Source organism: Hamadaea sp. NPDC051192 (assembly GCF_040682475.1).
Classification (GTDB): domain Bacteria; phylum Actinomycetota; class Actinomycetes; order Mycobacteriales; family Micromonosporaceae; genus Hamadaea; species Hamadaea flava.
The window spans coordinates 14,911-37,472 of the sequence record NZ_JBFBAZ010000077.1; the positions used below are offsets into that span (position 1 = coordinate 14,911).

Consider the following 22,562-nt stretch of genomic DNA (forward strand, 5'->3'; position numbering starts at 1 on the left):
GACCGAGAGGGAGTCCGATGGCACGCGTACGCGCCCGTCTATCCACAGTGATTTCGCTGGCGACGCTGCTGGCCGCGACGGCATGCAGTTCACCCCTCACACCGAGTAAGCCCGATGAATTGGTCATCGGAGCGGACCTCGAGCTGTCCGGGGCGTACGCCGAAATGGGGACCGCCTTCGAGCGTGCCCTCCGGCTGCGAGTGGAGCAGTTGAACGCGACCGGCGATCGGCCGATCCGCGTCGTCTACCGCGACAATCGCAGCGACAAGAGCCTGTCCCAGTCGAACATCGCGGCGTTGGCCGCCGACTCGGAGATCAGCGCCATCATCACCGGCGCCTGCGGCGAATGCGCGCTGGCGTCGTCGGCGGCGGTGACGCAGAAGGGCATCCCGCTGCTGTCGCTGGCCGGCGCGAGCGAGCTGGCCGACACCGACAAGGCGGGCAAGTTCGTCTTCAAGGTCGGGCCGAACGCCAAGGACGGCGCGGCCGCCCTGGTCGCGCAGCTCAGCTCGACCAAGGTCAAGAAGGTCTCGCTGATCACGACGAACGACCAGTACGGCGACGACGGCGAGGAAGCCCTCACCGACGCGCTGAAGAACGCCGGCATCGACCTGCTGACCTCCCGCGAGGTCTCGGTCACCGCCACCGAGTTCAGCCAGACGGTCTCGACCGCGCTGGAGGAGCACCCGGACGCGCTGATCGCCTGGACGGGCGCTTCGGTCGCCGGGGAGATCGCAGTCGACGCGCGCGCCACCGGCTTCAAGGGCAAGCTGCTGTTCGACACCGGCGCGGGCGGCGACCTGTTCTTCAACAAGGCCACCGCGCACGCCGCCGAAGGCGCGCTGATGGCCTTCCCGCAGACGATGGTCATCGACGAGGTCATCGCGACCAACCCGGCGAAGTCCTTCCGGCAGCAGTGGTTCCGGGACTACACCGCCAGCTACGGCGGCTACAGCGGGTACGCCTCCTACGCGGCCGACGCGCTGGAGCTGCTCGTCGAGGCGGCCAACCGGTCCGGCAGCACCAGCCGGGCGAGCCTGCGGGACACGCTGGACTTCCTGCAGATCGACGGGTTCACCGGACCGCTGAGCTTCCGGCCCGACGACCACTCCGCCGTGATGCCGCAGACGCTCACGCTGCTGGTCGTCCGGGGCGGACGGTGGCGGCTCGCCTCCTGAGCCCTGCTCAGCAGCAGATCAGGGATATGCATCCTTCCGACGTGCTCGGAAGGATGCATATCCCTGATCTGTATGTAGGGGCTGGGTGGGTCAGGCGGTGACGCTCCGGACCCAGGGCAGCAGCAGCCACTCGATCGCTTCGACGAGCAGGTACAGCGCGACGCTCACCAGCGCGAGCATGATCAGCGCGGCGAACATCAACTCCATGTCCGTCTGCCCGCTGGCGGCGGAGATGACATACCCCAGGCCGCTGTCGCCGCCGATCAACTCGCCGATCGTCGAGCCGACCGCGGCCAGCGGCATGGCCACCTTCAGGCCGGTGAACAGCTGAGGCAGTGCTCCCGGCAGCCGGATCTTCACAAAAGTCTGCCAACGGGAGGCCCGGATCGCCCGGGCCAGCTCCGCCAGTTCGGCGGGTGTGCTGCGCAGACCGGCGGTCATGCCGAGCACGATCGGGAAGAAGCACAGCAGCACCACCATGGCCAGCCGGGCTTGGTAGGTCAGCCCGAGCCAGACCATCATCACCGGCGCCAGCGCGATCTTCGGGACCGCGTTGACGGCGACGAGCAGCGGCGAAAACGTCTGGTCCACCATGCGCGAGCTGAACAACACCAAGCCGATCACCATGCCACCGACGGTGGCCAGGGCGAATCCGAGCAGGATCTCCCAGGTGCTCACCCAGGCCATCTGCCAGAGATACTGGGTCTTCTGGCCGTACGCGTCAAGGACGCCACCGGGCGACGGCAGCACGATCGTCTGCGGGTGGAACACCCGCACCCCGGCCCACCACGCGAGTACGAGCAACGCCGATCCGAGCAGGGGATAGACGACCACGGCCAGCGAGCGGATCCTCGTCATGGGCTCTCCTTGCCATCATGCGGGGTCTCCGGCGCCCGATCGGCAGCCGGAGACCCCGTTTGCGTCAGCGCCGGGCTTTCGCGGCCCCGGCGCGCTTAACCGGCCGGTCAGGCCTTCGGCGTCATGTCGAAGGACACGATCTGCTCGGGCTTGAGCGAAGTGGGAATGGTGCCCGAGCCGGAGAGGATCGCGAGCGCGCGGGCGACGCGGTCCTGCTCCAGAGCGCCGATGACCGAGGACGAACCCCGGACGAAGGACGCCATGATCTTCAGTTCGGCCGAGGCGGTGGCCGCCTTCGCCGTCGGGACCTCGCCCGCCAGGATCTGGCCGGCCTCGTCCGGGTTGTCGATCGCGTACTTGAGGCCCTTCATCAGCGCGCCGTTGAAGCGCTTGACGAGGTCGGGCTTCTCCTTGGTCATCTTCTCCGTCGCGAGGACGGTGTTGCCGTACAGGTCGGTGAGGAAGTCGCTGTACGACAGCGAGACCGCGGACTTGCCGCCCGAGGCCGCCTCGATGGTCGGCTTACCCACGATGAACTGGCCGATCGCGTCGACGCTCTTGCTGGCGAGCGCGGCGGGCAGGTTCGGCGCGGGCAGGTTCACGAACTGCACCTTGCTCGCGTCGATCCCGGCGAGCTTGGCGTACGTCGGGAACAGCGTGCCGATGATCGAACCCGAGGGGTCGCCGATCTTCTTGCCCTCGAGGTCCTTGGGCGCGCTGATGCCGTAGCCGTCCAGCGTCATGACGCCCGCGAGCGAGCGCTGGAGGACCGCGGAGATGCCGACCAGGCCGGATGCCTGGCCCTTGCCGACCGCGATCGCGACCGCGGCGAAGTCGACGACGACGAAGTCCGCCTGGCCACCGGCCAGGAGCTTGATGTTGTCGCCACTGCCGTTGCCGGGCTTGATCGAGACGTCCAGACCGGCTTCGGTGAAGAAGCCCTTCTTCTTGGCCACGTAGGCGTACGCCTCGCGACCGAACGTCCCGAACGATGTTACGTAGTTAACTTTGTCGGTGCTGCCGTTGCCGGAGGACTGAGGAGCTGGATCGTCGGAGGAAGAGTCCGAGCAAGCGGCAGTCGCCGCGGCGATACCCGCGCCGAGGGCCGCCACCAGCGCAGACCGTCGAGTCAGCGTCGTCATGAGGGGGTTCCTTCCGGTGCTTTCGGATCTTGATAGATCCCATCCAACCGCACAGCCTAGAACTCACCATCCTCGGTGGACAGCTTTGCCCACGTCTCGGAACGGCCACGAATAATCCCAGAAATGGTGGGAGCGCTAAACTCTGCCAGTCCGTCCAGCCTCGACCGGAAGGCGTACGCCGTGATCACAGTAGAAGGAGTGTCCCAGACATTCCGTAGCGGCAAGGGCGTCGTCGAGGCGCTCGCCGACCTCAACCTCAATATCCATGATGGAGAGTGCGTCGCCGTCATCGGCCGCTCGGGCTGCGGAAAGTCCACTTTGCTGCGCCTCATCGCCGGGCTCCTGCCGCCGACGACCGGCACGGTGGCGGTGGACGGCGCAGCCGTGACGGAGCCGCGGAGCGACGTCGCCATGATGTTCCAGCGCCCGGCCCTGCTGCCGTGGCGGAGCGTGCTGAACAACGTCATGCTCCCCCTGGAGATCAGCAAGGAGCGCAACGACGCAGGCCGCCGACGCGCCCGGGACCTTCTGGAGCTGGCCGGACTGGGCGGCTTCGAGAACCGGCTGCCGCACGAGCTGTCCGGTGGCATGCAGCAGCGGGTAGCGCTGTGTCGCGCCCTGGTCACCGAGCCTCGCGTACTGCTCATGGACGAGCCGTTCTCGGCGCTCGACTCGCTGACCCGCATCGAACTCGGCGAAGAGCTGCAACGAGTGCACATGAGCCGCAAGACCACGATCGTCCTCGTGACGCACTCGATCGAGGAGGCCGTGCTGCTCGCCGACCGCGTCGTCGTGCTCAGCTCCCGGCCCGGTCGCGTACGCGACGTGGTCGAGGTGAAGATCCCCCGCCCGCGCGAACTCGGCCCCAGCGCGCACCTCACCGAGGTCGCCGAGGCCAGCGCACAGCTGCACGGCCTGCTCATGGCCCCCACCCCCGCAAGGAGCGCATCGTGACCGACGTCCGCGAGATCCAGCTCGGCCCGGTCGGCCAACAGGTCGTCTTCGAGAACGAGCACGTACGCGTCTGGGAGATCACCCTGGCGCCGGGCGAGTCGCAGATGTGGCACCGGCACGAGAACCCCTACCTCGTCATGGCCTTGGCCGGCGCGAGCAACCGGATCGACCCGATCGACGGCGGCGAGCCCCGGCGGGTGTCGGAGGAGGCGGGCAACGTGATCTTCCGGCCGGCCGGCGAGGTGCACATGCTCACCAACGAAGGCGACACGACCTACCGCAGCCGCCTCGTGGAGCTGTTGACTACCAGCCGGTAGTCCCCGGCATACTGTCGCGATGCTCGTCAAGCTCGCGCAGCGCCTAGGCCGTCACCAGTGGTTCGCCCGGACGATGCGGGTCATCCTGCCACCCCTGGACATCCGGGTGGCCCGCCTCACCAAGGGCAAGGTCATCGCCCTCGGCATCCTGCCGTCGCTCGTGCTCACCACGACCGGCCGCAAATCCGGCGAGCCCCGGCGGCAGCCGCTCATCTACGTCCCGGACGGCGACGGCTACGTGGTCATCGGCTCCAACTGGGGACAGCCGAACCATCCGGCCTGGTCGGGCAACCTCCTGGCCGACCCGGCGGCGAGCGTGCTGCTGAAAGGGCAGGAGATCCCGGTACGCGCCGAGCTGGCCGAGGGCCCCGAACGGGAGCGCCTCTGGGAGCTGCTCCTGCTGACCTGGCCCGCATATTCGGCGTACGCCGAGCGCTCCGGCCGACGGCTGCGGATCTTCAAACTGAACCCCACCCGCTGACCCCGTTGCCTTGGTCCGCCGCCCCCATTGGCGTTGATCATGGAGTTTGCCCCCTCGACACGCCGGCGAGACCACGGTTAACTCCATGATCAACGGGGAGACCGGTGGGAGCGGGGGGAGCGGGGGGAGCGGGGGGAGAGCGCAGCGAGGGGCGGGGAGAGCGGGGGGAGAGCGCAGCGAGGGGGGTTAGAGGGCGGTGGTGGAGCCGTCGATCAGTTTGCCGATCGCGTACGTGGCCCCAGCGGCCAGCAGCCCCAGCACCAGCTGCCGCGTCCCCGACGTCCACCAGCTGCGGTGGGTGAATCGGGAGGTCAGCGCGCCTGCCACGAACAGGCCGACCCCGCCGATGGCCAGGGCCATCCAGAGCGAGTCGCTGCCGAGCAGGAACGAGATCAGCGGGATCAGCGCGCCGACGGAGAAGCAGAGGAACGAGCTGATCGCGGCGGTCCACGGGCTCGGCTGCGCGTCGGGGACGACGCCGAGTTCTTCCTGGGCGTGGACCCGCAGGGCTTCCTCCGGGTTGTCCTTCAGGAAGTACGCCACCTGCCGGGCCAGATCCTCCGGCAGCCCGCGCTCCATCCAGTTCAGCGCGAGTTCTTCGGCTTCGGCGTGCGGGTTGCGTTCGAGTTCCCGCCGTTCCTTGGCGAGTTCGGCCTCCAGCTGGTCGTTGGCGGTCGTGACGCTGGTGTACTCCCCCAGCGCCATCGAGATCGCGCCGGCGACCAGGCCGGCCATGCCGGTGAGGATGATCGCGTCGCGGGAGAGCCCGCCGCCGCCGACGCCGGCGATGAGGCCGATGTTGGTGACGAGCCCGTCCATCGCGCCGAAGACGGCCGCGCGCAGCCAGCCGCCGGTCACGTCCGCGTGGTGGTGCTCGTTCAGCGCCGCCGGAGCCGCGTCAGCGTCCCCCCGCGCAGAGCCGTGGCCACGGGAAAGACGGTCGCTACCTGCAACGCTGTCACCGGTCGGTGCGACGGCCGGAGGAACGTCCCCGCCAGGAGAGTCGGTCACGGCAATGTCAGGATCTCGTGCCCGTCCTCGGTGACGAGGATGGTGTGCTCGAACTGCGCCGTCCAGCGCCGGTCCTTGGTGGTCGCGGTCCAGCCGTCGGGCCACATGTCGAAGTCGGTCGTCCCGAGCGTGATCATCGGCTCGATGGTGAAGGTCATCCCGGGCACCATCTCCTCCGTCGCACCCGGCGAGTCGAAGTGGGGCACGAACAGCCCACTGTGGAAGGCGCGGCCGATGCCGTGGCCGCCGAAATGGCGTACCACGCCGTAGCCGAAGCGCTTCGCGTACGACTCGATGACCCGGCCGATGACGTTGATCTGCCGGCCGGGCGCCACGGACTTGATGGCCCGCATGGTCGCCTCGTGCGTGCGCTCGACGAGCAGCCGGTGCTCCTCGGAGACCTCGCCGACGCAGAACGTGGCGTCGGTGTCGCCGTGGACCCCGTGGATGAACGCGGTCACGTCGACGTTGATGATGTCGCCGTCCTCGATGACCGTGGTGTCCGGGATGCCGTGGCAGATGACCTCGTTGAGGCTGGTGCAGCAGCTCTTCGGGTAGCCCCGGTAGCCGAGGGTGGACGGATAGGCGCCGTGGTCGCAGAGGAACTCGTGGACGACCCGGTCGATCTCCTCGGTGGTGACCCCGGGCTTGCAGTGCTCCCCGGCCAGGACGGTGGCCTGCGCCGCGAGGCGGCCGGCGATGCGCATCTTCTCGATCGTCTCGGCGTCCTGAACCTCGGTGCCGAGCCGCTTCGGCTCCTTGCGGCCGACATACTCCGGCCGCGGAATGGTCGCAGGCACCTGCCGCATCGGGGACTGTTTCCCGGGCTTCAGCGGAGCGCGTACCGTCATGATCTCGACCCTACCAGCGGACCGGTACCCCATCGATGCTGGTGGCGTTCTTCCGGGCCCGGTATTCGGCCTGCTCCTCGGGGCCGCGGCGGTCCCAGTAGCGGCTCAGCAGATCGCGGTCGCCCTGGTACTCCATCAGCGGAACCGCGAAGCCGCACGAGTCGCTCACCCGCGTGACCTCGACCACGTTGATGTTGCGCAGGCCGGGCGCCGGCTCCGGGAAATTCTCGAGCATCGGCTCGAATCCCGGGTCCTGCGGCAACAGCACTTGGCCATGGCCGTGCAGTCGGTAGATCTTCGGCGGCCCGCTGAACGCGCAGAACATCAAGGTGATGCGGCCACCGCCTCGCTCGGGATCGTCGCGCAGGTGCGAGACCGTCTCGTTCCCGCTTCCCCCATATTCCAGATACGCACAACGCAGCGGCCCGAGCACGACGAAGCTGCCGCTCATCCCCTTCGGGGACAGGTTGACGTGGCCGGACGGATCGGCCGGGGCGGTCGCGACGAAGAACACCGGCTGCGCCAGCAGGAAGTCGCGGATGCCGTCGTCGATGTGCGGGTAGACCTGGCCCATGACTGGATCATGGCAGCGCGTCACAGATTTTGGGACGCGCTTACCAAACTCTGGAACAGCGGGGTCTCCGGATCGGTCTCCGGATGCCACTGGACGGCGACGGCGTACCGGTGGATCGGGGACTCCATGGCCTCGATGACACCGTCCTCGACGCACCAGCCGACGGGGGTGAACGCCCCGGGATCGGCGACCGCCTGGTGGTGCAGCGTACTGGTCTTGGCCACGGCGCCCATGATCTCGTGCAACCGGGATTGCGGGTCCACCTGCACCGCGTGCTCCCCGTACGCCACCTGATCGAATGGCGGCGGCCGGTGCAGGTAGGTGCTGACCAGATCGGGCAGATGCTGATGCAGCGAGCCGCCGGTGACCACCGCGAGCAGCTGCATCCCCCGGCACACGCCCAGCACCGGGAGGTCCCGGTCCAGGGCGCCCCGCGCCAGCAGCGACTCCGCGGAGTCCCGGTACGCCTTGGGCCGCGTCGCCGGATGCCGCTCCTGCCCGTACCGGGCGGGGTCGATGTCGGCCCCACCGGTCAGGACGAGCCCGTCGAGGACGTCGAGCACACCGGCGTCCACGTCGTCCGGCGGCAGCAGGACCGGGCGTCCGCCGGCGGCCTGGATGGCCTGAACATAGGTCACGTGCAGCAGCGCGGCCGGGGTGTCCCGGTACAGCGCCCAGCTGGCGGGCTCCTGATAGGTGGTCAGCCCGATGATCGGTCGTCTCACAGCGCCTTCAAGTACGTCGGATCGGTTCTTCTCACAGCGGCGTCACGTACGCGCCGGTGATGCCCCCATCCACGATGAACTGCGAAGCGGTGATGAAGGATGCGTCATCGCTGGCGAGGAAGGCGACCGAGGCCGCGATCTCCTCCGGTTGGGCGAACCTGCCCATCGGGACGTGCACCAGGCGCCGCGCCGCCCGTTCGGGGTCCTTGGCGAACAGCTCCAGGAGCAGTGGGGTCGCCACCGGACCGGGACACAGGGCGTTCACGCGGACGCCCTGCCGGGCGAACTGTACGCCCAGTTCCCGGGTCATCGCCAGGACGCCGCCCTTGCTCGCCGTGTACGCGATCTGGCTGGTCGCCGCGCCCATCAGCGCGACGAAGCTGGCGGTGTTGACGATCGATCCCCGGCCCTGTTCCAGCATGATCGGCAGCACATACTTGCAGCCGAGATAGACGCTGGTCGTGTTGATCCGCAGTACGCGTTCCCACGCGTCCAGCCCGGTGTCCAGAATCGAGTCGTCGTCCGGCGGGGAGATCCCGGCGTTGTGGAAGGCGACGTCCACCCGGCCGTGGCGCTCCTTGACCCCGGCGTACAGGGCTTGGACGGCTGCCTCGTCGGCGATGTCGGCCACGACCGGGTCGCCGCCGATCTCGGCGGCCAGCTCGGCCGTGTCGGCGAGGTCGACGGTGACGACCGTGGCGCCCTCCGCCGCCAGGCGACGGGAGGTGGCCAGGCCGATGCCGCTGGCCGCCCCGGTGACGACCGCGACGCGGCCCTCGAACCTGTTCACACGTGCTCCATCCGGTCGTTGATCATGGACTTCGCACCCCTGACACGCCGTCGAGACCACGGTTAACTCCATGATCAACGGGGCGGGGCGGGGCGGGTGGGTGGGTGGGTGGGTGGGTGGGTGGGTCAGTGGGCGAAGAAGACGGTCTTGAGTTCGGTGAAGGATAGGGGTGCGTCTGGGCCCAGTTCGCGGCCGAGCCCCGACTGCTTCATTCCGCCGAACGGGGTCCAGTAGCGCACGCTGGAGTGAGAGTTGACGCTCAGGTTGCCCGTCTGCACTCCTCGTGACACCCGTAGGGCCCGCCCGAGGTCCCGAGTCCAGACCGAGCCGGACAACCCGTAGTCGGTGTCGTTGGCCAGCCGGATCGCCTCCGCCTCGTCGTCGAACGGGAGCACGCTCAGCACCGGGCCGAAGACCTCCTCGCGCCAGACGCGCGCGTCGGGGCTGCCCGGGGCCAGCACGGCCGGGGCGTACCAGAAGCCGTCGCCGCCGGGGGCCGAGCCCCGGAACAGCACCTCAGCCTCATCTACATAGGACGCTACGCGGGCACTGTGGGCCGCCGAGATCAGCGGTCCCATCTGGGTGTCCTCGCGGTTCGGGTCGCCGACCCGCCAGGCGGCGACGGCCGGTTCGAGCAACGCCAGGAACTCGTCGTAGACCTCGCGCTGGACCAGTAGCCGTGACCGGGCGCAGCAGTCCTGCCCGGAGTTGTCGAAGACCGATTCGGGCGCCGTCGCGGCCGCCCGTTCGAGGTCCGCGTCGGCGAACACGATGTTGGCCGACTTCCCGCCCAGCTCCAGCGTCACGCGTTTCACCTGCTGAGCGCAGGTCGCCATGATCTGCTTGCCGACCGCGGTCGATCCGGTGAAGCCGATCTTCGCGACGTCCGGATGCTCGACCAGCCGCGCTCCGGCGACCGGACCCTCCCCGGGCAGCACCGTGAAGACGCCCTCCGGCAGCCCGGCGCGGACGGCCAGCTCGGCCAGGCGTAGCGCGGTCAGCGGAGTCGCTTCAGCCGGTTTGAGCAGCACCGCGTTGCCCGCCGCGAGCGCGGGCGCGAAACTCCACGCGGCGATCGGCATCGGATAGTTCCACGGGACGATCACGCCGACCACGCCCAGCGGCTCGTGGAACGTCACCGTGACGCCGCCCGCCACGGGGATCTGCGCGCCTAGCAGCCGCTCCGGGGCGCCCGCGAAGTAGTTCAGCACGTCCCGGACGTGCTCGGCCTCCCAGCGAGCCAGCGAGATCGGGTGCCCGGCCTCGGCCACGCTCAGCTCGGCCAGCTCCGCCCGGTGCTCGTCGACCACGGTTGCGAAGCGACGCAGGAGCTTCGCCCGATCCCCCGGCGACACCGCGGCCCACGCCGGGAACACCGTCCGGGCCGCGGCGACGGCGTCGTCCACGCCCTCGATCGGCGTCGGGGTCACCTCGCCCACCGGCAGCCCGGTCGCCGGATTCAGAATCTTCACAGTCGTTCGTACCCCCGTCGCAGCTCCCAGTCGGTCACGGCCGCGTCGAACGCCTCGATCTCGACCTCCGCCGCCCGCGCGTAGTGATCAGCCACCGCCGAACCGAAGAAGCCGGGCACGAGCGCCGACTCCCGCCACGCCGACAGCGCTTCGCGCAGGGTAGCGGGGACTCGGGGAGCGCTGCTGTCCGCGTACGCGTTGGTCGTGAATTCGGGCTCGAGCTCGAGTTTCGCGGACAGCCCGTGCCGCGCGGCCGCGACCAGCGCGGCGATCGCGAGATAGGGATTCACGTCCGCGCCCGGGACGCGATGCTCGACCCGCAGCGACGGACCGTGCCCCACCAGCCGCAACGCGCAGGTGCGGTTGTCGCGGCCCCAGCGCAGCGCGGTCGGCGCGAACGACCCAGGCTGGAATCGCTTGTAGGAGTTGACGTTCGGCGCGAGGAACAGCGACAGATCGCGGGTCGCCGCCAGCATGCCCGCGAGCACGTGGGTGCCCAGCTGCGACAACGCGCCGTCGGATCCGCTCATCACCGGCTCTCCCCGACTTGTACGCAGAGAGAAGTGCACGTGGCACGAATTGCCCTCGCGCGCGTTCGGTTTGGCCATGAACGTGATCGAGCAGCCCTCCTGGGCGGCGATCTCCTTGGCCCCGTTCTTGTAGACGGAGTGGTTGTCCGCCGTCGTGAGCGCCTGGTCGTAGCGGAACGCGATCTCGTGCTGGCCCAGGTTGCACTCGCCCTTGGCGCTCTCGGGATAGAGCCCGGCGCCCGCCATCTCTTGGCGGATGCGGCGCAGCAACGGCTCGACCCGGGCGGTGCCGAGCACGGAGTAGTCGACGTTGTAGCCGTTGACCGGGGTCAGCGCCCGGTAGTCCCGGCGCTGGGCGTCCTCATAGGACTCCTTGTGCGCCACGAACTCCAGCTCGGTCCCCACGTACGCGGTCAGCCCGTGCTCGGACTCCAGCAGGTCGAGCTGGCGGCGCAGGATCTGCCGTGGCGACTCGGCGACCGGCTTACCGTCGAGCCAGGCGAGGTCGGCGAGGACGAGGGCGGTGCCCGGCTGCCACGGCAGGCGGCGCAGCGTACTCATGTCGGGGATCATCGCGAAGTCGCCGTAGCCCTGCTCCCAGCCGGAGACGGCGTACCCGGAGACGGTGTTCATCTCCACGTCGACGGCGAGCAGGTAGTTGCAGGCTTCGCTGCCGTGGGCGAGCACCTCGTCGAGGAAGAACGGCGCGTACAACCGTTTGCCCTGTAAGCGGCCCTGCATGTCGGTCAGCGCGAGGAGCACCGTATCGACCGTCTCGGCGGCGATCGCGACCCGTAACGCCTCGATGCTCATCGGTGCCTCGTTCACACGTCAGATCTACCGGTCAGCCGATCGATCGTCAACAGTCGCACCGCTCGACGTCTGGCGTGTCGGCGTACGCTTTGATAGATCTCTCTGGGTGACGATCGAGACCCGTGCCGTAGTGATCGGGGGCGGCATCGTCGGCTGCTCCGTCGCGTACCACCTGGCGAGTCTGGGGTGGACGGAGATCACGCTGCTCGAACAGCACCAGCTCACCGACGGGACGACCTGGCACTCCGCCGGATTCGTCACCCCACTTCGCGGCTCGCCCGCCACCCGCGCCCTGGTCGGCTACCTGCCCGCGCTCGCCGATCGGCTGCGCGCCGAGACGGGACTCGATCCGGGTTGGCGGCCGGTCGGCGGTCTCCGGCTCGCCGGCACGCCGGAGCGCGTCGAGCAGTTGCGGGCCGCCGGACTGGAGATCCGGTCGCCGGAATCGCTGCCGGCGCTGCTGAACGACAAGGGCGTGCTGGCGGTCGGCTGGACTCCGGATGACGGCTTCGTCCGGCCGAAAGACCTCCCCGCCGCGCTCGCCGCCGCCGCGACCGCGCTCGGCGTGACCATCCGCACCGGCGTACGCGTGACCGGGCTGACGCTCTCGAACAAACGCGTCTCCGGCGTACGGACCGCCGAGGGCGACCTGAAGACGGGCACCGTCGTGCTGGCCGCCGGAGCCGCGTCGGCGCATCTGGGCCATTTCGTCGGGGCGACCGTGCCCGTCGCGCCGGTCAACCACCAGTACGCCGTCACCGCCCCGTTCGATCCGCCGCTCGACCCGGACACCCTGCCGACCGTGCGGGACCCCGACCGCAACCTCTACCTGCGCGGTGCCGGTGGCGGGCTGATCCTGGGGGCGTACCCGTCGGCTCCGGTCCCGGCCTGGCCGCTCAACGGGGCTCCGCCGCTGGCCGAATCGCGTACGCAGGCGACACCCGCGCCGATCGACGAACTGATCGCCGCCGCGTCGGCCCGGATCCGGGACCTGCCCGAGATCATCAAGGTGATCTGCGGGCCGGAGGCGTTCACCCCGGACGGCGAACCGCTCGTCGGCCAGACCGACGTGCCGGGCCTCTGGGCCGCCGCCGGGATGAGCCTGCACGGCATGGCGCTCGCGGGCGGCGTCGGCAAGGCGGTCGCCGAGCTGATCACGTCCGGCTCCGCCGAAGTGGACGTACGCTCCCTCGGCCCGCAGCGGTTCGGCCCGTTCGCGCACAACCGGCACTGGACCACCACCCGCGCCGTAGACGCCTTCGCCCGCCTCCGCACCTGACCCCTTTCGCTGGCGCTGGATCTTGATCTTTGCTCTTACCTCACCAGGGATAAGAGGGGCCGATATTTGGTTCCTGGCAAGGCGCACGACACCGCCGTTGCCTGGGGGCAACAAGGTGGCGAGCAACGCCGCCAGGGGCCGAATAGCGGCCCCTCTCGGGGTTAGTGGCCGGCGCTTTCGTAGCGTTTGAGGCCGCGGCGGAAGAGGCGGATGGCGAAGAACCACCAGGCGGCGGCCACTACTGGGGTGAGGATGCCGAGCCAGGCGTACCCGCCGCGGTCGAGCAGCCAGGCTGCCGGGAAGAACCCGGCGAAGGCGAACGGGGCCGCCGCCCCCAGCAGGAATCGCAGGCCGAAGCCGTAGATGCCGAGCGGATAGCGGGCCAGCTCGCCGACCTGCCACGCGGTCATCGCGAACATCGGCATCGGCATCCGCAGCCAGAACGAGACGGTGTTCGCCACGACGCACAGCGCCAGCCGTAACGCGATCCCGCTGAGCATCAGCACCAGCATGATCAGGATGTTCAGCGGGGTCCAGTGCACGTCGACCCGGAGCAGCGCCCAGGTCAGCATGGCCAGCGAGGCGACGAGGTCGCCCACCCCGTTGAACCCCACCCAGGCGCTCATGACCTGCAGGAGCGGCGGGTAGGGCCGGGTCAGCGCGTAGTCGAGCTGGCCGTTGTGGATGAAGCCGGCGAGCTGCCAGATCCCGTCCGACACGACCGGCACGATCCCGGAGCTGACCCCGGCGAGCGCGTAGATGAGCACCATCTCCGGGTAGGACCAGCCGTTGAGGTGGGGCACCTGGGCCATGACGACGCTGAGGAAGACGAGTCCCAGGGACTGGGTCACGATCCCGGCGGCGATGAGGATCCAGAAGTCGGAGACGTACTCCAGGACCGCCCGGACGACCGCGCCCAGGCTTCGGCGATAGAGCCGGGTGTTCCGGCGTAGCGATGTCAGAGATTCAGCCACCATGGACGGTCACCTGCCGGGAGGCCGCGCGGAACGCCACGCGGGCGAGGAACCAGAGGGCCACGACCCAGAACGCCTGCACCCCGATCAGCAGGTACGCCGTCGAGGTGGAGACCTTGCCGAGGTAGATCAGCGCCGGCGTCGAGGTGAGGCTGGCGAACGGCAGCACCCCCGCGGTCACCTGGAGCCAGCCGGGCATGAGCGACAGCGGGACGAGCGAGCCGGAGAGCACCGCTCCGATCGCGTTCCGGGCCCAGGCGACACCGTGGAAGTTCTGCGTCCAGAAGACGAGCTGCGTCGTGAGGAACCCGATGCAGAACCGGATCGGCATCACGAACAGCAGGCTCAGCAGGAGCAGCGGAAGGTCACTGGGACCCGGCATCGGCCCGGCCACCAGGACGAAGCCGGCGCCGACCGTGACGATCATGATCAGTTCCATCGGCAGCCCGCCGAGGACCTGGGCGAACATCATCTTCTGGGTCTCGATCGGCTTCACCAGGTCCAGCGCCACCTGACCGTCGCGGATGCGGTTGGCCAGCGTCCACTCCCCGATCGCGTTGCCCAGCCAGCCGGTGACATACCCGACGAGCAGGTACGCCTTCATCTCCGGCAGGGTGAAGCCGCCGATGCTGCCGCCGTTGGACAGCAGGGCGCTCCACAACGCGACGGTCGCGACGAGCTGGAAACACGCCGCCACGGCCGCCATCAGGAACGCCGTCCGGAAGGCGAAGGTGCTGCGCATCGAGTTGCGCGCCATCGTCAGGTACGCCCTCATGGCGTACTCCGGTCGGCGAGGAGCAGCTCACCGGCGTAGACCTTGCGGACCACGTCTTCGATCGCGGGTTCGTCGATCTTCACTTCGAGCACCTCGGCGATCTGGGCGACCCCGGCGAGCACCGCTCCGGCGGTCAGCTCCGCCTTGTCGAAGGCGACGGTGAACTCCCGGCGCCCCTCGGCTCCGGCGGTGACGGTCGCCTGAGGGAACCGGTCGGCCAGCTCGGCGACGGTCAGCTCCGAGCCCAGTTGCAGATGCACCCGGCGCTCGCGGGCGTACTGGTCCTTGACCTCAGCCAGCGAGCCGTCGTAGATGATCCGGCCGTCGTCGATGATGACGATGCGCTCGCAGGTGTCCTCGATGTCGCCGAGGTCGTGGGTGGTCAGCATGATGGTCGTGCCGTCCGCCTTGAGCTGCCGCAGGAACTCCCGGACCCGGTCCTTGACCGAGATGTCGAGGCCGATCGTCGGCTCGTCGAGGAAGACGATCCTCGGGGAATGCAGCAGGGCGCAGGCCAGGTCGGCACGCATCCGCTGGCCGAGCGACAACTTGCGGGCCACCACCGGCAGCAGTTCGTCCAGGCCGAGCACTTCGTCGAAGCGCTTCAACTGAGCGCGAAAACGATCCGGCTTCATGTCGTACATGTCGCGGAGGAGCGCCAGGGATTCCCGGACGGGCAGGTCCCACCACAACTGCGTACGCTGGCCGAACAGCACGCCGATCTGGCGGGAGTTGGCCACCCGGTTGCGGTGCGGGACGAGGCCGCCGATGCGCACCTCGCCGGTGGTCGGTTCGACGATGCCGGTGAGCAGTTTGATGGTGGTGGACTTGCCGGCCCCGTTCGGGCCGACGTACGCGACAGCCTCGCCGGCCTCAATGGACAGATCGACTCCGCCCACGGCCGTTTTGGTGCTGTATCTGCGTTGGAATAAGTGCTTGACCGAACCGCGCAGACCCGGATCCTTCTCGGGCCGACGGAAGGTCTTCGTCAGGTCATGAGCTTCGAGCAGCGCCACCCGAGGATGTTCCCACCGGGTTCCCGACCGGCCCAACCGGTTTTATGGGAGCGCTTCATCACAACTAACCGTCGCTGGGCACGGCCTTCGGCGGCGTCGCTTTCGCGGGTTCGGCGGCGGGGCCCTTGGTCGCCACGGTGGTACCGAGCTTCTCCCACACCAGACCGATCTGCCGCGCGACGGCGCACACCACGGCTGGGACGACCGGTAGCAGCCAGTCGTAGAGCCAGCCCTCCGGGCTCAGGTTGATGACGAGGACCGCGGCCGCGGCGCTGCCGACGCCCATCACGAGACCACGCCAGGCGGCCCGGCCGGTGTGGCCGATCGCGGCCCGGCGGGCGGCCTTGTCCGCCATGCCCAGGAAACCGGCCAACGCCTTCGAGTCACGCCGCCCGAAGTTGAAACCGGCCATCGCCAGGGTCGCCGAGGTTCCGACGACCACGGCCGCCACGCTGTTGTGGGTCATCAGCATCAGCAAGGCCGCGACGGCGGCGCCGACCCCGACCGCCACCGCGGCACGGATCCATTCCTGCTTCTCTCCGGGATACCAGTAGTACTTAGTGGTGCTGTCGGAGAGCTTCTTCTCGATCCGCCCCATCGGGCCCACACACCTCTGCGCCAGTAACCTGCTTGCCCCTCTATCGTTGCGCAACGTAGTCGCTCATACGCGAAAAGTAGCGAAATGCGCGAGGATCGGCGTGGCGCGATTCGATCCGGCCGTCCTCAGAAGAGGACCGTGGCCAGCTCCGCCACCTGCTGGAATCCACACGTCTGGTACGCCCGCCGGGCCGGCACGTTGTAGTCGTTGACGTAGAGGCTCACCGTCGGGGCGACCCGCCGCAGCGCGTCGTCGACCACGGCCGCCATCCCAGCCGTCGCGATGCCCCGCCCCCGCCATTGCGGGTCCACCCAGACGCCCTGCACCTGTGCCGTATGTGGAGTGATCACCGCGAGGTCGGCCTTGAACACCACTCGCCCGTCCACGACCTTCGCGTAAGCCCGGCCGGACTTGACCAGCTCCGCGACCCGGTGACGGTAGCCCCGGCCACCGTCCAACGGAGAGACCCCGACCTCCTCGGTATACATCGCGACCGCCGCCGGGAAGAGGACGTCGATCTCGTCCGGCTGCATGAGGCGTACCCCTGGATCGGCCGGAACCGGCGCGGGACGGGAAGCGACCAGCAGTGGCTGCACCGCGCGGACGTCGCGAGCCCGCCCCCAGCGGGGCGTGAGCCGGTCCCAGAGATCGATCACCTGATCGCGCTGGCCGACGATGCTCGTGCAGGTACGCCCGAGGCGCCCGAGTACGTCGGCGAAGGCGACGATCGCGTCGCCCGTGGCTGCGACCGGCGTGAGCTGGGTACCCAGCCAGCAGATGGATTCGAGGCGACCCCGCGGACCGTAGCCGTAGATCCGGCCGTCGGAACGCCACCAGCCGAGCCCGCGCGCGGCGATCCGCTCCCATACCTGAGCGGTGACGTAGGGATCCGTGGTGAGCAGCCGCTCAATCTCCGGCCTCTCGGCTTCGCCGAGCTGCCGGACCGCCGACTTCGTGAGCACGTCTCCAGCCTGCCAGAACGTGAAGGTTCGCGCGACCACTTGCGGCCGATCAGTTTCCGATATATCGTTAACGCATCGGTGATAGAACTACGATAGGAGAACCGAGATGAGGAACCGCATCCCTCACGACCTGCGCGACCGGCTTCGCCAAGCGCATCACGACCATGAGCATCGACAGTTCGCCTTCGGCGGACGGCCGGGCTTCCCGCCCATGCCGGGCTTCGGCCCCGGATTCGGGCCGGGACCGCACGGACGCCGCGGCGGGGGCCGAGGCCGGGGCCGACGCGGCAACGTCCGCGCCGCGATCCTGGGCCTGCTGGCCGAGCGCCCGATGCACGGCTACGAGATGATCTCCGAGCTGGAGAGCCGCACCGGCGGCGTCTGGCGGCCGTCCCCCGGGTCGGTCTACCCGACGTTGCAGCTGCTGGAGGACGAAGGCCTGATCGAGGCGACCGAGTCCACCGGGCGCAAGAGCTACGCGCTCACCGAGGCGGGCCGCGCGGCGGCCGAAGCCGAGCCCAACCGCGCCCCGTGGCAGGAGTTCACGGCGGACGAGGTCAACGAGGCCCAGGACTTCCGCCAGGCCGGCTTCGGCATCATGCAGGCGCTCCACCAGGTCGGCGCGACCGGTACGCCGGAACAGCGCGCCCGCGCCCTGGAGATCCTGAACGACACACGTCGCAAGCTCTACGCAATCCTCGCCGAGGAGTGACCTGAGGCCGGCGCCATTTGGCCCCTGGCGGCGTTGCTCGCCACCTTGTTGCCCCGAGGCAACGGCGGCGTCGTGCGCCTTGCCAGGAACCAAATGGCGCTCGCCCTCATGGCGAGGAATATGAAAAGGCCCCGCTCGGGATGAGCGGGGCCTTTTACTGCGCGTTTCGTGTGGCGTCGAGCCGCCCTCAGGTCAGTGGACGGTGACGAGGGGGCCAGCCAGTTCGCGGAGCTCGTCGGGAAGTTCTACGCCCATCTGGACGGAGAGCTTGAGCGCCTCCTCGACCAGGGTCTCGACGATCTGCGACTCCGGCACGGTCTTGATGACCTCGCCCTTGACGAAGATCTGGCCCTTGCCGTTGCCGGACGCGACGCCGAGGTCGGCCTCCCGGGCCTCGCCCGGACCGTTCACGACGCAGCCCATGACGGCGACGCGCAGCGGCGCGGGGAAGCCTTCGAGCGCGGCGGTGACCTGCTCGGCCAGCGTGTAGACGTCGACCTGGGCACGGCCGCAGGAGGGGCAGGAGACGATCTCCAGGCCGCGCTCCTTCAGGCCGAGCGACTCCAGGATGGCGTGGCCGACCTTGACCTCCTCGACCGGCGGAGCCGACAGGGAGACCCGGATCGTGTCGCCGACGCCCTCGGCGAGCAGGGCGCCGAAGGCGACCGCGGACTTGATCGTGCCCTGGAACGCCGGGCCGGCCTCGGTCACGCCGAGGTGCAGCGGATAGTCGCACTGCTCGGCCAGCTGCCGGTACGCCCGGATCATGACGACCGGGTCGTTGTGCTTGACGCTGATCTTGATGTCGCGGAAGCCGTGCTCCTCGAACAGCGAGCACTCCCAGAGCGCGCTCTCGACCAGGGCCTCAGCGGTGGCCTTGCCGTACTTCTCCAACAGCCGCTTGTCGAGGGACCCGGCGTTCACGCCGATCCGGATCGGCACGCCCGCGTCGGAGGCCGCCTTGGCGATCTCCTTCACCTTGTCGTCGAACTGCCGGATGTTGCCCGGATTCACGCGTACGGCGGCGCAGCCCGCGTCGATCGCGGCGAACACGTATTTCGGCTGGAAGTGGATGTCGGCGATGACCGGGATCTGCGACTTCTTGGCGATCGCGGGGAGCGCCTCGACGTCGTCCTGGCTGGGCACCGCGACCCGGACGATCTGGCAGCCGCTCGCCGTCAGCTGGGCGATCTGCTGCAGGGTGGCGTTGACGTCGGCGGTCAGCGTCGTCGTCATGGACTGGACGCTGACCGGCGCGCCGCCGCCGACCGGCACCGAGCCGACCATGATCTGACGGCTCTGGCGACGGGGAGCTAGGGCGGGCGGAGGAGTTGCCGGCATACCGAGGTTGATCGCGGTCACAGCTCTCTCACTTGAAGATCGTGATGGGATTGACGACGTCAGCGGTGACGGTCAGCAGGGTGAACGCACCGAACACCAAGATTACGGCGTACGTCAGGGGCATGAGCTTGTAGTAGTCCACGCGACCTGGGTCACGCTTGCCGAGCCGGGCGTAGATCCACGACCGCGCGCGCTCGAACCACGCGATCGCGATGTGACCGCCGTCCAGCGGCAACAGCGGCAACAGGTTGAAGACGCCGACGAAGAAGTTCAGCCCGGCGATGATCAGCAGGGCGATCTCCCAGAAGCCCCGCTCGATCGCCTCACCGGTGAGCCGGCTGGCGCCGACCACGCTGACCGGGCTGTCGGCGTCGCGCTGACCGCCGCCGATCGCGTCGATCAGGCCGGGGATCTTGTTCGGCAGGTTCTTGATCGAGGTGACGACGCCGGTGGCGGCCGCGCCCATCTGGTCGCCGGCCACCGGCAACGCCTCGATCGCGTTGTATTCCACGGTCTTCGGCTTGCTGGGGTCGTAGCCCAGTCCGACGCCGATCGCCGCGACCTTCTTGACCTCGCCGTCGGTGTTGTCGATCGGCGGCCGCTGGGCCTCGACCGGGGTCACCGTCGCCGTGCTGGTCTGCCCGTCGCGGACGTAGGTGATGGGGGTGGGCGTACCCGGGGTCAGCGCGCGGATGGCGGTGACCAGGTCGGCGTAGTTCGCCACCTGCGTCGTGCCGACCGCCGTGATCAGGTCGCCGTCCTTCAGACCCGCCGCGAGGGCCGGCCCGTCGGTGGTGGTGCAGTCGCCGGAGGTGAGGTCCTTCGGCACGCAGCTCGCGACCGTCAGGTACGCCGGAGCCTTGGAGACGTCGGTCGCGGCCGGGCCCGGATTGTCCGGATTGGTGAGGGAGAAGTTGGCGGCGACGAGCCAGAAGATCAGGAACGCCAGGAGGAAGTGCACGACCGAGCCGGCGACCATGACGATGGTCCGCTTCCAGACCGGGTAACGCCACATCGCGCGCGGGTCGTCGGCGTCCTCCTCCTGCGGAGTCATGCCGGTGATCTTGACGAATCCGCCGAGCGGGATGCCCTTGATCCCGTACTCGGTCTCGCCCCTCCGGAACGACCACAGCGTCGGGCCGAAACCGATGAAGTAGCGGGTGACCTTCATCCCGAACATCTTGGCCGTCAACATGTGCCCGGCCTCGTGCAACGAGACCGAGACCAGGATGGCCAAGGCGCCGAGGGCGATCCCCAGAATCAGCATCAAGAAACCTTCCCGACGATCAGCTCGGTCGCCCGAGTCCGCGCCCACTCTTCGGCGGCGAGCACGTCCTCGACGGTACCCGGTTCGTCGAGTTCCGGGGCGTCGCTGAGGACCTGGGCGACCGTGTCCACGATCGCCAAGAATGGCAGTCGTCCCTGTGAGAAGGCTGCGACGCACTCCTCGTTGGCGGCGTTGAAGATCGCCGGCCGGCAGCGGCCGGTTCGGCCGGCCTGCTTGGCCAGCTCGATCGCGGGGAAGGCCTCGGTGTCCAGGGGCCGGAACTCCCAGTTGTGCGCCATCGTCCAGTCCACCGGGGCGGCCGCGCCGGGCACCCGGTGCGGCCAGTCGAGGGCCAGCGCGATGGGCAGGTGCATGTCCGGCGGGCTCGCCTGGGCGATCGTCGAGCCGTCGGCGTACTCGACGAGGGAGTGGATCACCGACTGCGGGTGCACGGTGACGTCGATGTCGTCGTAGCTCACGTCGAACAGCTCGTGCGCCTCGATCACCTCCAGCGCCTTGTTGACCAGGGTGGCGGAGTTGATCGTGACGACCGGACCCATGTCCCAGGTCGGGTGCTTGAGCGCCTCTTCGTAGGTGACGTCCACCAGCTCGGCCCGGCGGCGGTCGCGGAACGCTCCCCCGCTCGCGGTCAGGATCAGCTTCCGAACCTCGCCCCGGTCCCCGGCCAGCAGACACTGGGCCAGCGCGGAATGCTCACTGTCCACGGGCACGATCTGCCCGGCCCGCGCGACCTTGCGCACCAGGGGCCCGCCGGCCACGAGCGACTCCTTGTTGGCCAGCGCGAGTACGCGACCAGACCGCAGCGCGGCCAGCGTCGGAGCGAGTCCCAGCGAGCCGACGACTCCGTTGAGCACCACGTCGCAGGGCCATTCGGCCAGCTCGGCCATGGCCTGCGGACCGGCGAGGATCTTCGGGATCTTGAACTCGCCGGTGGCGTAGCCTCGCCGGGCCGCCTCGGCATAGAAGGCGAGCTGCAGGTCCTGGACGGCGCTCGCGCGCGCGACCCCGACGACCTCGACCTCCAGCGACAACGCCTGCGCGGCCAGCAGCTCGACGTTGCCGCCGCCGGCCCCGATCCCGGCCACCCGGAAGCGATCCGGGTTCGCCCGGACGATGTCGATCGCCTGCGTGCCGATCGATCCGGTCGAGCCGAGCAGCACGATGGCGCGGGGTTCGCTCACGCGCCCAAGTCTACCTGTTCAAGATCAATTCGATCCGGCCCGCTGCCTCGGCAGAGTGACGTAACACTGCGCTTCACGGCCATACCAGCGAGTAGTCAATCCCCGGGGGGACATGCCCAGCCGCCGCATCACGGCGATCGATCGCTCGTTCGTGGGGTACGCCACCGCGTACACCTCCGCGACGCGGTACCGGTTCAGCGCCAGGTCCACTGCGCCGGTCGCCGCCTCGGTCGCGTACCCGTGGCCCCAGGAGTCCGGGTGCAGATGCCAGCCGACCTCGATCTCGCCCCGGCTCTCGGTCCCGTCGGACGGTTCGGGCAGCGGCCCGAGCAGCACCGTCCCGGCGACGACCCCGGTCGCCTTGACCTCCATCGCCCAGGGGCCGTACTTGTGCTCGTTCTTCTCGTAGCGGGCCTGCCACCGAGCCATGACCGTCCGCGCCTCGTCAGGGCTCTGCAACGGCTGATCCATCCCGATCCAGCGGGTGACCTCGGAGTGCCGGTAGATCTGGAAGACCCGGTCGAGATCGGCGGGGGTATCGCGCCATTCCCGGACGATCAGGCGCTCGGTCTCGAAAATCACCCGGCAACGGTAACCGTCCTCCACACTTCGCCCCGTTGATCATGGAATTTCCGGTCACGACACACCGTCGAGACGACAGTTAACTCCATGATCAACGGGGCGGGGGCGCGCTCAACCGGGGTGAGCAGCCGGACGTAGAGAACGGCTCGGAAGGAGAC

24 protein-coding genes are annotated in these 22,562 nt (G+C 69.0%); 6 read left to right on the forward strand and 18 right to left on the reverse strand.

Annotated elements, in window-relative coordinates; translation table 11 throughout:
• Positions 1–17 precede the first annotated feature (17 nt).
• A complete protein-coding gene (locus AB0M47_RS27195; protein WP_363418993.1) occupies positions 18–1,178 on the forward strand; it encodes an ABC transporter substrate-binding protein in 1,161 nt (386 codons plus the stop codon).
• 90 nt (positions 1,179–1,268) lie between these two features.
• Here the strand turns inward: AB0M47_RS27195 and AB0M47_RS27200 are convergent, their stop codons facing one another.
• Both AB0M47_RS27200 and AB0M47_RS27205 read right to left on the reverse strand, forming a co-directional pair.
• The gene (locus tag AB0M47_RS27200) at positions 1,269–2,036 is read right to left on the reverse strand and encodes an ABC transporter permease (protein WP_363418995.1); all 768 of its coding nucleotides are present in this window, start codon (positions 2,034–2,036) and stop codon (positions 1,269–1,271) included.
• A gap of 107 nt (positions 2,037–2,143) precedes the next feature.
• Positions 2,144–3,178, reverse strand: a complete 1,035-nt coding sequence (locus AB0M47_RS27205; RefSeq protein ID WP_363418997.1) for an ABC transporter substrate-binding protein — start codon at positions 3,176–3,178, stop codon at positions 2,144–2,146.
• A gap of 180 nt (positions 3,179–3,358) precedes the next feature.
• On the opposite strand from AB0M47_RS27205, the gene AB0M47_RS27210 reads away from it, so the two are divergent.
• Genes AB0M47_RS27210 through AB0M47_RS27220 form a run of 3 tightly spaced genes read left to right on the forward strand, consistent with a single transcriptional unit; the run spans position 3,359 to position 4,930 of the window.
• Entirely contained in the window at positions 3,359–4,132 is a 774-nt protein-coding gene (locus AB0M47_RS27210) for an ABC transporter ATP-binding protein (RefSeq protein ID WP_363419031.1), read from the forward strand.
• Positions 4,129–4,449, forward strand: a complete 321-nt coding sequence (locus AB0M47_RS27215; RefSeq protein WP_253756893.1) for a cupin domain-containing protein — start codon at positions 4,129–4,131, stop codon at positions 4,447–4,449. The genes AB0M47_RS27210 and AB0M47_RS27215 overlap by 4 nt, the downstream gene beginning before the upstream one ends.
• A 19-nt stretch (positions 4,450–4,468) precedes the next feature.
• On the forward strand, positions 4,469–4,930 hold the full coding sequence (locus AB0M47_RS27220; protein WP_363418999.1) for a nitroreductase/quinone reductase family protein: 462 nt from the start codon (positions 4,469–4,471) through the stop codon (positions 4,928–4,930).
• Between the two features lie 186 nt (positions 4,931–5,116).
• On the opposite strand, the gene AB0M47_RS27225 is transcribed toward AB0M47_RS27220, so the two are convergent.
• The 7 genes from AB0M47_RS27225 to AB0M47_RS27255 all read right to left on the reverse strand — a co-directional run bounded on the left by AB0M47_RS27225 (position 5,117) and on the right by AB0M47_RS27255 (position 11,696).
• Complete coding sequence (locus AB0M47_RS27225) at positions 5,117–5,788, reverse strand: VIT1/CCC1 transporter family protein (protein ID WP_363419001.1); 672 nt, start codon at positions 5,786–5,788, stop codon at positions 5,117–5,119.
• 149 nt (positions 5,789–5,937) lie between these two features.
• Complete coding sequence (gene map / locus AB0M47_RS27230; protein WP_363419003.1) at positions 5,938–6,792, reverse strand: type I methionyl aminopeptidase; 855 nt, start codon at positions 6,790–6,792, stop codon at positions 5,938–5,940.
• A 10-nt stretch (positions 6,793–6,802) separates the two neighbouring features.
• Positions 6,803–7,366, reverse strand: a complete 564-nt coding sequence (locus AB0M47_RS27235) for a pyridoxamine 5'-phosphate oxidase family protein (RefSeq protein ID WP_363419005.1) — start codon at positions 7,364–7,366, stop codon at positions 6,803–6,805.
• Positions 7,367–7,386: 20 nt separating this feature from the next.
• Positions 7,387–8,091 (reverse strand): gamma-glutamyl-gamma-aminobutyrate hydrolase family protein, encoded by a 705-nt coding sequence (locus tag AB0M47_RS27240; RefSeq protein ID WP_363419007.1) that lies wholly within the window; start codon positions 8,089–8,091, stop codon positions 7,387–7,389.
• A gap of 31 nt (positions 8,092–8,122) precedes the next feature.
• Positions 8,123–8,881: a 3-oxoacyl-ACP reductase gene (locus AB0M47_RS27245; protein WP_363419009.1), complete on the reverse strand. Its 759-nt coding sequence runs from the start codon at positions 8,879–8,881 to the stop codon at positions 8,123–8,125.
• A gap of 125 nt (positions 8,882–9,006) precedes the next feature.
• Positions 9,007–10,344 (reverse strand): aldehyde dehydrogenase family protein, encoded by a 1,338-nt coding sequence (locus AB0M47_RS27250; RefSeq protein WP_363419033.1) that lies wholly within the window; start codon positions 10,342–10,344, stop codon positions 9,007–9,009.
• 5 nt (positions 10,345–10,349) lie between these two features.
• Positions 10,350–11,696 (reverse strand): glutamine synthetase family protein, encoded by a 1,347-nt coding sequence (locus AB0M47_RS27255; RefSeq protein ID WP_363419011.1) that lies wholly within the window; start codon positions 11,694–11,696, stop codon positions 10,350–10,352.
• 106 nt (positions 11,697–11,802) lie between these two features.
• Here AB0M47_RS27255 and AB0M47_RS27260 point away from each other — a divergent pair, with 106 nt between their 5' ends.
• On the forward strand, positions 11,803–12,975 hold the full coding sequence (locus tag AB0M47_RS27260; protein ID WP_363419013.1) for an FAD-dependent oxidoreductase: 1,173 nt from the start codon (positions 11,803–11,805) through the stop codon (positions 12,973–12,975).
• Positions 12,976–13,136: 161 nt separating this feature from the next.
• Here the strand turns inward: AB0M47_RS27260 and AB0M47_RS27265 are convergent, their stop codons facing one another.
• The 5 genes from AB0M47_RS27265 to AB0M47_RS27285 all read right to left on the reverse strand — a co-directional run bounded on the left by AB0M47_RS27265 (position 13,137) and on the right by AB0M47_RS27285 (position 17,300).
• Entirely contained in the window at positions 13,137–13,952 is an 816-nt protein-coding gene (locus AB0M47_RS27265; protein WP_363419015.1) for an ABC-2 family transporter protein, read from the reverse strand.
• Positions 13,942–14,724: an ABC-2 family transporter protein gene (locus AB0M47_RS27270; RefSeq protein WP_363419017.1), complete on the reverse strand. Its 783-nt coding sequence runs from the start codon at positions 14,722–14,724 to the stop codon at positions 13,942–13,944. Before AB0M47_RS27270 ends, AB0M47_RS27265 begins: the two co-directional genes overlap by 11 nt.
• The gene (locus tag AB0M47_RS27275) at positions 14,721–15,623 is read right to left on the reverse strand and encodes an ATP-binding cassette domain-containing protein (RefSeq protein WP_363419019.1); all 903 of its coding nucleotides are present in this window, start codon (positions 15,621–15,623) and stop codon (positions 14,721–14,723) included. Before AB0M47_RS27275 ends, AB0M47_RS27270 begins: the two co-directional genes overlap by 4 nt.
• A gap of 181 nt (positions 15,624–15,804) precedes the next feature.
• On the reverse strand, positions 15,805–16,338 hold the full coding sequence (locus AB0M47_RS27280) for a hypothetical protein (RefSeq protein ID WP_363419021.1): 534 nt from the start codon (positions 16,336–16,338) through the stop codon (positions 15,805–15,807).
• A 125-nt stretch (positions 16,339–16,463) separates the two neighbouring features.
• Complete coding sequence (locus tag AB0M47_RS27285) at positions 16,464–17,300, reverse strand: GNAT family N-acetyltransferase (RefSeq protein WP_363419023.1); 837 nt, start codon at positions 17,298–17,300, stop codon at positions 16,464–16,466.
• 211 nt (positions 17,301–17,511) lie between these two features.
• On the opposite strand from AB0M47_RS27285, the gene AB0M47_RS27290 reads away from it, so the two are divergent.
• A complete protein-coding gene (locus AB0M47_RS27290) occupies positions 17,512–18,012 on the forward strand; it encodes a PadR family transcriptional regulator (RefSeq protein ID WP_363419035.1) in 501 nt (166 codons plus the stop codon).
• A 192-nt stretch (positions 18,013–18,204) separates the two neighbouring features.
• On the opposite strand, the gene ispG is transcribed toward AB0M47_RS27290, so the two are convergent.
• The 4 genes from ispG to AB0M47_RS27310 are packed head-to-tail and all read right to left on the reverse strand — an operon-like array spanning position 18,205 to position 22,404.
• The gene (ispG, locus tag AB0M47_RS27295) at positions 18,205–19,374 is read right to left on the reverse strand and encodes a flavodoxin-dependent (E)-4-hydroxy-3-methylbut-2-enyl-diphosphate synthase (RefSeq protein ID WP_363419025.1); all 1,170 of its coding nucleotides are present in this window, start codon (positions 19,372–19,374) and stop codon (positions 18,205–18,207) included.
• Positions 19,375–19,381: 7 nt separating this feature from the next.
• On the reverse strand, positions 19,382–20,623 hold the full coding sequence (locus tag AB0M47_RS27300; protein WP_363419027.1) for a site-2 protease family protein: 1,242 nt from the start codon (positions 20,621–20,623) through the stop codon (positions 19,382–19,384).
• Positions 20,620–21,801 (reverse strand): 1-deoxy-D-xylulose-5-phosphate reductoisomerase, encoded by a 1,182-nt coding sequence (dxr, locus tag AB0M47_RS27305; protein ID WP_363419037.1) that lies wholly within the window; start codon positions 21,799–21,801, stop codon positions 20,620–20,622. The genes AB0M47_RS27300 and dxr overlap by 4 nt, the downstream gene beginning before the upstream one ends.
• A 45-nt stretch (positions 21,802–21,846) precedes the next feature.
• Positions 21,847–22,404, reverse strand: coding sequence for a GNAT family N-acetyltransferase (locus tag AB0M47_RS27310; RefSeq protein WP_363419029.1), 558 nt, complete (start codon positions 22,402–22,404; stop codon positions 21,847–21,849).
• Between the last annotated feature and the right edge of the window lie 158 nt (positions 22,405–22,562).

Coding starts and splice junctions, on each gene's coding strand:
- AB0M47_RS27265 (WP_363419015.1), bottom strand. CDS start 13,952: ATGGTGGCTGAATCTCTGACATCGCTACGCCGGAACACCCGGCTCTAT.
- AB0M47_RS27220 (WP_363418999.1), top strand. CDS start 4,469: ATGCTCGTCAAGCTCGCGCAGCGCCTAGGCCGTCACCAGTGGTTCGCC.
- AB0M47_RS27235 (WP_363419005.1), bottom strand. CDS start 7,366: ATGGGCCAGGTCTACCCGCACATCGACGACGGCATCCGCGACTTCCTG.
- AB0M47_RS27195 (WP_363418993.1), top strand. CDS start 18: ATGGCACGCGTACGCGCCCGTCTATCCACAGTGATTTCGCTGGCGACG.
- AB0M47_RS27280 (WP_363419021.1), bottom strand. CDS start 16,338: ATGGGGCGGATCGAGAAGAAGCTCTCCGACAGCACCACTAAGTACTAC.
- AB0M47_RS27290 (WP_363419035.1), top strand. CDS start 17,512: ATGCCGGGCTTCGGCCCCGGATTCGGGCCGGGACCGCACGGACGCCGC.
- AB0M47_RS27200 (WP_363418995.1), bottom strand. CDS start 2,036: ATGACGAGGATCCGCTCGCTGGCCGTGGTCGTCTATCCCCTGCTCGGA.
- AB0M47_RS27205 (WP_363418997.1), bottom strand. CDS start 3,178: ATGACGACGCTGACTCGACGGTCTGCGCTGGTGGCGGCCCTCGGCGCG.
- map (WP_363419003.1), bottom strand. CDS start 6,792: ATGACGGTACGCGCTCCGCTGAAGCCCGGGAAACAGTCCCCGATGCGG.
- AB0M47_RS27270 (WP_363419017.1), bottom strand. CDS start 14,724: ATGAGGGCGTACCTGACGATGGCGCGCAACTCGATGCGCAGCACCTTC.
- AB0M47_RS27255 (WP_363419011.1), bottom strand. CDS start 11,696: ATGAGCATCGAGGCGTTACGGGTCGCGATCGCCGCCGAGACGGTCGAT.